Below are 6,597 nucleotides of genomic sequence, written 5' to 3' on the forward strand. Positions count from 1 at the left end.
GAACCACAACTATTTATAAATAAATACAATTTATATGAAAAAGAGAAAAATGAAAGAACTGGTTTAAGAATCGATCTTTCTAAAAACTTTAGAAGTAGAGCGGAAGTATTAGATGCAACCAATTTTATATTTCAACAAATCATGGGAAGAGAAATTGGTGGAATTGAGTATGATGAAGATGCGATGTTAAAGCTAGGTGCCAGCTATCCTGAATACCCAGATTGCGCTGCTGAATTAATCTTATTAACGAATTCGGATGAAGAAGAAAATGAGCCTGAGTTCAGTGAGCAAGAAGATGATGATCTTGTTGAAGAAAAGCTTGAACAAATTGAGGCAAGATACGTAGCGAGAAGAATTAAGGATTTAGTTGAAAGTGAATATTTAGTAACGGAAAAGACTGGAGAAATGAGACCGGTAAAATATAATGATATTGCTATTTTAGGCCGTTCATTATCGAATGCAGATTTGTATATCGAAGAATGCAAAGCGTTAGGTATACCGTTATATGCTGAGAAATCAAAGGACATATTTCAAACAATTGAAGTGGCCGTTTTTTTAAATTTATTAAAGCTAATCGATAATACGATTCAAGATATTCCACTTGCATCTGTCCTACGTTCTCCAATTGTAGGACTTTCAGAACCGGAATTAACGATGATTAGACTTAATTATAAAAATGGCTCCTTTTACGATGCGTGTCAAGATTATCTAAATAATTATGAAAACCGTCATAAACAGCTTTCAATTAAATTAGTAAATTTCTTTGCACAAATAAAGGAATGGAAACGACTCGTTAAAAGGGAGACACTTTCAATCTTTATTTGGAAGGTATTAAAGGAATCTACATACTATGACTTTGTCGGAGGCTTACCAGGAGGTAAACAAAGGCAAGCGAATTTAATTACGTTATTTGATCGTGCTAAAGCATTAGAAGAATCAAATTATAGAAGTCTATTTCAGTTTTTAAGATTTTTAGATCGTATGCAAGAAAGAGATGAAAAGCTAGATGAGGTTCGTATTTTAAGTGAACAAGAAAATGTCGTTCAAATGATGACAATCCATAAAAGTAAAGGATTAGAGTTTCCTGTCGTGTTTGTCGTGAATACATCTAAGCAATTTAATATGCAGGATTTAAGGGCAAAATTCATATTGCAAAAGGAATTAGGTTTAGGTATGAATTTTGTACATCCTTCGTACCGTACGACTAATACAACTCTTTTGAAAGAAACAATCAAGCGCAAGGAACATGAAGAGTTAATTTCCGAGGAGTTAAGAATTCTTTATGTTGCATTAACTCGTGCAAGAGAAAAACTTATTTTAGTAGGTAAAGTAAATGATGCACAAAAAATGATTGAAAGTTGGAAGGAAGTTGAAAACCATAAAGAATGGCTACTGCCATTGAACGTTATTAGTGGTGCTAAAAGTTATCTTGATTGGATTGGTCCTTCTATCATTCGGCACGATTCTAGTAATGCAATTAGACTCGAAGATGATTTGTGGCATACAGAAAATGAAATTCAGTTTTACCCATGTCGCTGGAATTATTCAATTGTAGATGCTTCTACAATTCAATCATTGGAAACAGAGGAAGTAGAAAATAATAAAGTCGAAGTATTTCAAGCTTTTCAGTCAAAGGAACCGATTCAAATTAACAATGATGAGCTTCATGAAAAACTAGAGAATCAATTAAACTGGCAATATCATCATAGACAATCAACTCTATATCGACCAAAACAATCTGTTACAGAATTAAAAAGGAAAATGCAAGAGGAAGATCCATATAGTCAAAGTTTTACAGCGGCTAAAACGAAAGATTTTCCACTTGAAAGACCGAAGTTTATGTCAGAACAAAAAATGAACTCAGCTGAAAAAGGAACTGCTACCCATGCTGTTATGCAAAATTTAGATTATCAATTTGTTTCATCTCATGAAGACATCGTTAATCAGATAAATAGTATGGTTTTAAAAGAATTAATTACCCAAGAGCAAGGGAAAGCTGTAAATAGCTTGGAGATTTTTGAATTTTGTCAGTCAGAACTTGGTCAATTAGTGAAAAACGCAAATCAAAACTTGCGCGAAGTACCATTTAGTTATGGTGTTTCAACAAATGAAATTTATAAAGAGTGGGAAGATGAAGAGGAAGTTGTATTAATCCAAGGGATTATTGATTTACTTTTAATTGATGGAGACGAGGTTATATTAATTGATTATAAAACCGATCGAACTGGTGCATTTGCAACAAGTGATGCCTTGAAGCAAGAAGCAATTAGAAGATATGGTGTTCAACTCGATCTTTATTCAAAGGCAATTGAAGCGGGTATGGATAAATTGGTTAAAGCAAAGTATCTATACTTTTTCGATGGTGGTCATATTGTAGAGTTATAGAAAAAAGCGATGCGTTTTGCATCGCTTTTCTTTTTTGAGTTATAGAGTTGCAATTTCATTTTGGTCTACTAAATCAGCATCTAAAGTATTAGTAGCACTTGCGCCGCTTATTGTTGCTGGAAGAAACCCAGTATTACCTGAGCCTGAGCCGAAATATGATTTTGTTTGCGTTTTTGGTGAGATATTATTAAGATCACCTGTATTAATATTTCCTTCATTGTTTGAGATAACGATTGCACCAAGAAATGTTGGCATGAAACATTCTCCTTTCTTAATCGGATAATTTTGTTTTTGGTGTCTCTTTTTTTCGTCCTGTTACTACAGGTACTGAAGGCACGGATGGTACTGCTGTGTGTACTGGAACTACAGGTACTGAAGGCACGGATGGTACTGCTGTGTGTACTGGAACTACAGGTGCAACTGGTACTACTGCGTGTGGCGTTACTACGGGCGAAACTGGTGACGTTGGTTGAACAAGTACTTCTGATTGAACTGGTTGCATTGATGATGACATCATTGGCTGCATTAGTTGAGAAAAAGTAGGTTGAGCATGACTAACGCCTGGAGTTAGGTAGTGTAAAGTAGGTTCTTTAATAAAATGTCGGATTTGATGTACACGAGATAACATTGTAGCATTATGAACTGAGCCAATAACGGAAGCGCTGGCAGAGCTTATACCATTATAATTAATTGAACCAACTTGGATTGTCGGGTTAAGATTTACTCGATGTAAATTCACATTAGGAACATATGGAAGATGTTTTGGAATTTTTTTATAAAGTGGATAAATTTCAAAAACATTTCTGTTTGGATCAGCAAGCATATTTCCTTCTTCTTGAAGCGCGAGTGCATTTGACTCTGCATTGATTGAAAATGTATCTCCAAACTGCAAAATGCTTGAAAATAGTACTGTATTTACATCGTATCTTTCTACAGCGGCTAAACGAAAACTTGGATCGATTTTAAACATTAACTTACAGATAAAGGTACAAATGGCCCTACAATTAACGATTCTGGTGGCGTGTCAAATATTGAGGATAGTGAAATATTATGAGCGTCCCCAATCAAAAATAATGAAGATGATGAAATCGCGCTAAACTTTATTTCTTCTACTTGTAAATTGCAATTTGTTACATTTAAATTCATCCTTTATTCTCCTTTCCGATATTATGCGGTAAGTTTTGTAAAAAGGCACTATAGGCAGTTCGAATATCTCTTAACATGTGTAAGACGACTTCTTCAGAATATCTGAGCGGATTATCTGCGAAGTTAGGTTTATTTTTATATAAATCAATATAGTAAGGAATCCTAATATCCATTTGATTTCGAATATCATCGATCATCATTTGACGGTAATAATCATCAACTGCAACTCTAAGCTCCGTTTCTAGTTGGAGAATGGTTTCTAGTGCTTCTTCTTTTAAATGGAAATGAATTCTTTCTTCTATATATGATTTCAAAGCTTTCATATGATTGTCAGGCTTAATATCAATTTGTTGGTTTTCCACTGTTAAATCATCGAATGTAGGGGCTTGAAGAGGATTCAGCCCGATTGTTAACGTACCATTTAAATTTTCTACTTTTAATTGGTCAAATTTGTATTCAATTTTATCAATTTTTGTCTCAGGTCTTTGAGAAAGTTCAATAACAGTAGCCTCAAGTTGAGCTATTTTAGCTTTTAATTCTTCAATTATTTGGGACTGTTCATAAAGTAATTGCTCAATCTGAGTCTGTCTTAACTCTAGTTGATTCATAGAATTCCCTCGCTTTCAATTTGCTACAGGAATAAAATTATGTCTCTTGGGAAGTTTGAACGATTTGACCTGGTTCAGATAATGGTGGTGCTGCTTCTGAATAATCTCCAGTATTATTTGTTATCGTTTTTGCATTTATATTTCCTGATGTTCCAATTTGAAAAACAGATGAGTTTACGATCCCACCAGTTTTTAGCTGATTAATAATAATTGTTTGATGTATATATATATTCAAACGACATCCTCCTTTACATATTGCCGACCATTGGTTGATCAACTTGATCTTGATCATATACGTTCGAAATACTTTTATTGTTATAAACTGTTACATTATCACCTGTATTAAACGAACCAGCACCGGCATACGTTTGAGCACTACTTTTAGGTATGATATTATATGCATCACCCACATTTACTACACCACTACTACCGATACTGACAATATTAATTACTCCAACATAAGCAGGCATGACTGTACACCCTTTGTTCTTTTTATGATTATGTATTATATGGCCATTTAACCTAAAACGTGATTGTAGACTATGTATTGTTAAGAAGTATTAATTTTTTATAATAGAAGAAAAGGAGTGAAGGGGGAATAGGGAGAGCAAAAAAAATACTAGCTGCAATTAGAAAAACTAATCGCAAGCTAGCTATTAAGCTCTCCTTTTAGAAGAGGTAAAGGGCGAGATCATATTCATGAGCCTGTCCAATTCCTGGCTACATAAAACTGTTTTCTTGTTCGTAAAGCCATATCGTCCCGCATAATATACCATTCGGGCCCGTTTTTTCTCTATAACATGAAGCAGCAATTTAGTCACCAACTTTGTTCAAGAATAGGGAATTATGTCTAGGTCTCACGATGTATGTAATGCTATTATACAAAATCATTTTCATAAGAAAAGACATTCGCTAAAAGAAGTGTAAAACTTACAAAATACTACAATATTCACCTTCATTCAATCTTTGGATAGTGGAAATTGAAAGGTTTTTGTAGGATAAACTATACAGAGTGTCGAATTGTAAGGAGCTATAGGTAATAATGAATTTATTTTCGACAGTAGATTACAATCCTAGATTAATATAATTTATGATTAAAAAAAATGAATAGTATGTCATGCTGTATAGAACGGCAAATAGGTATAATATCACAGCTTATATTTTGAACAATTTGTGAATTTTTTAAAATCTTTTCCATTTCCATTTCATCTACATTTTTCCTTATTCAAGCACTTATGTTATGATTATTTAGAATATATATTTGGGAGGAAATGAAATGATTCACTTACATATTACATCGTGGGTAATCGCTATTATTTTAGCTTTATTTGTTGGACACGGATACAAAAATGGTTGGAATGTGAAAGTTGCCCATATGATTTTACGTCTTTTATACTTCGTTATTTTAGGAACTGGACTGTATTTATTTATTCATATTTCAAATAAAGAAAATATGCCGTCTAATATGATGATGCTTTATAACGTAAAAATGACACTTGGTATTCTTATGTTAGGTGTGTTTGAATATTTCACAGTGTCTTCTAAGAAACACCGTAAAATGGTTGTTCCTGCAACTATTTTTACAGTATTTATTTTAGCTTTATTATATTTAGGATTTAGATTACCACAAGGTTTTCACTTCTTTGCTTAATAAAAAAACTGTCACAAATTTCTTGTGACAGTTTTTTGTATTTATGAAAGTTGAGTTAATAGGTAGCGGTTACCTGTAGCTTTCGTAAGTTCAAATCGATGGTTTTGTTCTTCAGATGAAATTCTAAATTGGTGATATACTGAACAAACAAGTTCTCCATTATCAAATACGATGAAATTAACTCCTTCTGAAGGTGAACCTTCAGGTTGAAATGAAAGGAAGTTGTGACAGTACAAGCAATCGTATAGGGAAAAACTATGCGTATTTAGTAGGTACGCCAAAGTATAAAATGATTCATCGGTCAAATTTTTTAATAGTGAATCGAAGCTATATAAAAGCTTTCTTTGAATACGAAGGATATCGCCATTTTGTAATTTTTTCTTTTTGGAATACTGAATAAGAAAATTACCATTTTTTAAAGAAGCAGGAACCCACTCTTCATTTATAGAAACTTCAAAATCTTCATCGATAAGATCCTCAAGTAAAAATGCCTCATCAGTTTCATCATCGAAAAAGACCCATTCATCATTTATTTCTTCAATTGCTCCAATAGTAAAAGCCCGAGGTTGCTTTTGAAATAATTGTGATCGGTGCTTAAATTGCATTAAGTAACCTCCAGTTACAAGCGTTCTGCTGTTCATTGTTTAATTACATAGGTTCAAGTGAAAAGGAGTGATTCGGACATTTTATTGAATCATAAAATTAAGTATCTAATAGAATCTTTTTTTCGTTCGAACCTTTTTTTGAATCTCGAATATTGTTTAAATGGATTAAAAATTTTACTCTATTTTCCGACCGGTATTAGGA

Annotated in this window: 10 protein-coding genes; 2 read left to right on the top strand and 8 right to left on the bottom strand. The window is 33.0% G+C overall.

What is annotated here, in order from left to right; translation table 11 throughout:
• A partial coding sequence (gene addA, locus CN514_RS21925) for a helicase-exonuclease AddAB subunit AddA (protein WP_098234394.1) occupies positions 1–2,385 on the top strand: 2,385 nt, incomplete at its 5' end.
• A 39-nt stretch (positions 2,386–2,424) separates the two neighbouring features.
• On the opposite strand, the gene CN514_RS21930 is transcribed toward addA, so the two are convergent.
• From CN514_RS21930 to CN514_RS21960, 7 genes are all read right to left on the bottom strand, one after another.
• Complete coding sequence (locus tag CN514_RS21930) at positions 2,425–2,640, bottom strand: spore germination protein (RefSeq protein ID WP_098234395.1); 216 nt, start codon at positions 2,638–2,640, stop codon at positions 2,425–2,427.
• A 16-nt stretch (positions 2,641–2,656) separates the two neighbouring features.
• Positions 2,657–3,355, bottom strand: a complete 699-nt coding sequence (locus CN514_RS21935; protein ID WP_098234396.1) for a spore germination protein GerPE — start codon at positions 3,353–3,355, stop codon at positions 2,657–2,659.
• On the bottom strand, positions 3,355–3,531 hold the full coding sequence (locus tag CN514_RS21940) for a spore gernimation protein GerPD (RefSeq protein WP_098234397.1): 177 nt from the start codon (positions 3,529–3,531) through the stop codon (positions 3,355–3,357). The genes CN514_RS21935 and CN514_RS21940 overlap by 1 nt, the downstream gene beginning before the upstream one ends.
• A complete protein-coding gene (gerPC, locus tag CN514_RS21945; RefSeq protein ID WP_098234398.1) occupies positions 3,528–4,139 on the bottom strand; it encodes a spore germination protein GerPC in 612 nt (203 codons plus the stop codon). The genes CN514_RS21940 and gerPC overlap by 4 nt, the downstream gene beginning before the upstream one ends.
• A 37-nt stretch (positions 4,140–4,176) precedes the next feature.
• Positions 4,177–4,374: a spore germination protein GerPB gene (locus CN514_RS21950; protein ID WP_088012101.1), complete on the bottom strand. Its 198-nt coding sequence runs from the start codon at positions 4,372–4,374 to the stop codon at positions 4,177–4,179.
• 13 nt (positions 4,375–4,387) lie between these two features.
• The gene (locus CN514_RS21955) at positions 4,388–4,609 is read right to left on the bottom strand and encodes a spore germination protein (RefSeq protein ID WP_088012100.1); all 222 of its coding nucleotides are present in this window, start codon (positions 4,607–4,609) and stop codon (positions 4,388–4,390) included.
• A gap of 186 nt (positions 4,610–4,795) precedes the next feature.
• Positions 4,796–4,951 carry an aspartyl-phosphate phosphatase Spo0E family protein gene (locus tag CN514_RS21960; RefSeq protein ID WP_098234399.1) on the bottom strand — a complete coding sequence of 52 codons (156 nt, stop codon included), beginning with the start codon at positions 4,949–4,951 and terminating at the stop codon, positions 4,796–4,798.
• Positions 4,952–5,415: 464 nt separating this feature from the next.
• On the opposite strand from CN514_RS21960, the gene CN514_RS21965 reads away from it, so the two are divergent.
• Positions 5,416–5,790, top strand: a complete 375-nt coding sequence (locus tag CN514_RS21965) for a DUF1516 family protein (RefSeq protein WP_097973702.1) — start codon at positions 5,416–5,418, stop codon at positions 5,788–5,790.
• Positions 5,791–5,831: 41 nt separating this feature from the next.
• Here the strand turns inward: CN514_RS21965 and CN514_RS21970 are convergent, their stop codons facing one another.
• On the bottom strand, positions 5,832–6,395 hold the full coding sequence (locus CN514_RS21970) for a DUF2777 family protein (RefSeq protein WP_176526030.1): 564 nt from the start codon (positions 6,393–6,395) through the stop codon (positions 5,832–5,834).
• Between the last annotated feature and the right edge of the window lie 202 nt (positions 6,396–6,597).

Source organism: Bacillus sp. AFS001701, from assembly GCF_002559405.1.
Classification (GTDB): domain Bacteria; phylum Bacillota; class Bacilli; order Bacillales; family Bacillaceae_G; genus Gottfriedia.

Bases quoted from the DNA above. Each gene is read 5' to 3' on its own strand.
- CN514_RS21970 (WP_176526030.1), bottom strand. From the start codon at position 6,395: ATGCAATTTAAGCACCGATCACAATTATTTCAAAAGCAACCTCGGGCT.
- CN514_RS21930 (WP_098234395.1), bottom strand. From the start codon at position 2,640: ATGCCAACATTTCTTGGTGCAATCGTTATCTCAAACAATGAAGGAAAT.
- CN514_RS21935 (WP_098234396.1), bottom strand. From the start codon at position 3,355: ATGTTTAAAATCGATCCAAGTTTTCGTTTAGCCGCTGTAGAAAGATAC.
- gerPC (WP_098234398.1), bottom strand. From the start codon at position 4,139: ATGAATCAACTAGAGTTAAGACAGACTCAGATTGAGCAATTACTTTAT.
- CN514_RS21955 (WP_088012100.1), bottom strand. From the start codon at position 4,609: ATGCCTGCTTATGTTGGAGTAATTAATATTGTCAGTATCGGTAGTAGT.
- CN514_RS21940 (WP_098234397.1), bottom strand. From the start codon at position 3,531: ATGAATTTAAATGTAACAAATTGCAATTTACAAGTAGAAGAAATAAAG.
- CN514_RS21965 (WP_097973702.1), top strand. From the start codon at position 5,416: ATGATTCACTTACATATTACATCGTGGGTAATCGCTATTATTTTAGCT.